The organism is Staphylococcus sp. SUC_1.2 (assembly GCF_026222585.1).
In genome coordinates, this window is record NZ_JANJPM010000069.1 from 1 (window position 1) to 2,332 (window position 2,332).

General features: G+C 30.1%; 3 protein-coding genes. 2 read left to right on the top strand and 1 reads right to left on the bottom strand.

Annotated elements, in window-relative coordinates:
- Positions 1–166, top strand: a 166-nt coding sequence (locus tag NR218_RS12580) for an aldehyde dehydrogenase family protein (RefSeq protein ID WP_265883445.1), incomplete at its 5' end; no start/stop codon positions are given.
- A gap of 333 nt (positions 167–499) precedes the next feature.
- Positions 500–1,408 (top strand): phosphate/phosphite/phosphonate ABC transporter substrate-binding protein, encoded by a 909-nt coding sequence (locus NR218_RS12585; protein WP_265848599.1) that lies wholly within the window; start codon positions 500–502, stop codon positions 1,406–1,408.
- Positions 1,409–1,439: 31 nt separating this feature from the next.
- Here NR218_RS12585 and NR218_RS12590 read toward each other — a convergent pair whose 3' ends face one another.
- Positions 1,440–2,246 (bottom strand): VOC family protein, encoded by an 807-nt coding sequence (locus NR218_RS12590; protein ID WP_019834962.1) that lies wholly within the window; start codon positions 2,244–2,246, stop codon positions 1,440–1,442.
- Positions 2,247–2,332: the final 86 nt, after the last annotated feature.

Below are 2,332 nucleotides of genomic sequence, written 5' to 3' on the forward strand. Positions count from 1 at the left end.
ACGTATTTGGGTTAATACGTATAATCAAATTCCAGCTGGTGCGCCATTTGGTGGTTATAAAAAATCTGGTATCGGCCGTGAAGTTTATAAAGATGCAATTAAAAACTACCAACAAGTTAAAAATATCTTTATTAATACAAGTAATGAAACAAAAGGCTTATACTAATTAAAAAATAATTAAACAGTTTAATAAATGTTTTGAAATGTCGACAAAGGTGTGTACTTTGTCGGCATTTTTTATGAAGTATGATTAAGAATTAGAAAAGTATGACAGATTTCATTTTGAAGTTGTTGTATAATCCTCTTGGTGACCCCAATTCAACTTATATGAAGGCTTTTCGATGAAAATCTAAATATTAAAATCTTCGAACTGAAATCAAAATTTAATATAAATTGTATTTTCAATTTAAATATTGGTGGTTAATATATTATAAATACGTCTTTATATTTTGAGTTTGATGAAGTTTAAATACATTATATATTTTGAAAAGGGAAAATGATGAAACGTTTAAAATTTTTAGTTATTTATTTAGTTATTACAATTATAGTAAGTGGTTGTTCAAACATTGACAATGTAAAGCATCCTAAAGAAGCATATACACCTAAGTCATTAACTGTTGGGTTTATCCCATCTCAAAATGCTCAAATTCTTAACGCTAAAGTAAAACCTTTGCAACAATTATTATCTGATGAGCTAGAGGTTCCTGTAAAAGTACATATAGCCACAAATTATAATACAATGGTAGAAGGGTTGAAATCGAAAAAAATCGATATTGCTTTTATTTCTCCTGTTTCTTACACATTAGCTCATGATGCTCATGCAGCAGATGTATTGTTAAAGTCAAAAGGTTACCTAGTAGATAATAAAGGGAATCAAACACATCACCTTGTAGATTACTATCGATCTCAAATTGTGGTTCGTAAAGATAGTAATATTAATCATTTAAAAGATTTGAAAGATAAGAAGATAGCATTGCAAGATGTGGAATCAACGTCAGGATATATTTATCCTTTAGCAACATTAATGGAAAAAGGAATAAAAAAGTCTGATATTCAAATTCAACAAGTGAAAGGTCATGATCAGGGATTAATTGCATTATTAAATCATGATGTAGAAGCTGTTGCTACATATCAAGATGCTCGGGCAGATTTAAAAAAAGATGATCCCGATATTTATCAAGAAACTAAAGTGATTTATCGTACAAAGAAAATTCCTAATGATACCATTTCAGTACGTAATGACATGAGTAACAAATGGAAAAATAAAATTAGTCAAGCATTCATTAATATAAGTCATACAAAAAAAGGTAAACAGATTATTAGTGATATTTATGGTCATCAAGGTTATGAAAAAGCAAAAGATAGTGACTTTGATACTGTAAGAAAATATCGAGATATTGTAGATTAAAAAAGGTTGGATGATTGTCATCCAACCTTTTTTAATCAGGAACCACACTCACATCTCCATGAATAGTCATACTAAAACCTTCAGGTGATGTTAAATTTGTTTCTTTAGCGTGAGGTTGATAGATATCAATATGTGTTAATCCATAAGTGTTTTTATTGTCTGGATTCACTTGATTAGATTGCCATGTATTCACAGCAATGTGATGATGATAGTGTTGTGTAGAAATAAATAAACTTTGAGGGAGATTTGAAATATGTTCAAAACCAAGTTGATCAATATAGAATTGACGAGCCTCTACCAAATTATGTGTTTTTAAATGGAGATGTCCTAGTTTTCCATCTGATGGAAAACCTTGCCAACCATTTTCAGTACGATGTGAAATTAAATCTTGTGCATCAACTTCAAGAGTATCCATTTTAATAAAGCCATTCTCCCATTCCCAACCACTAGAAGGGCGATCTTGATAGACTTCAATACCATTACCTTCTGGATCATTGAAATATAGTGCTTCACTTACTAAATGGTCACCGCCACCAACAGGCTGATTTAAACTACTCATATGATATAGGAAGTTAGCTAAATCTTGTCGTGAAGGTAATAAATAAGCGATATGAAAAAGGCCAGCTTCTCTAAATTCAGGATGACGTCCATGATCTAAAAGATGAAGCGTTAACGTGTGACCATGTTCTCCAACATTAAAAATAGTTTGTGTGCCAGTTTTCTTTTTAATAGAAAAACCGAGTACTTCAGAATAAAAGTGATTCATTTTGTTTAAATCTTTAACATTTAAAGTGACGTTCGTCACTTGCATTGCTTCTTTTGAATGAAATGTAGTCATGTATCATAGCCTCTCTTTTTTATACTAAGTATATTAAATATACTAGAATAGTTACTAAGAGACAAGATAAATAACTTGATTAAAAA

What these genes read in the sequence shown, in the direction of transcription:
- NR218_RS12585 (WP_265848599.1), top strand. Translation starts at nt 500, where the DNA reads ATGAAACGTTTAAAATTTTTAGTTATTTATTTAGTTATTACAATTATA.
- NR218_RS12590 (WP_019834962.1), bottom strand. Translation starts at nt 2,246, where the DNA reads ATGACTACATTTCATTCAAAAGAAGCAATGCAAGTGACGAACGTCACT.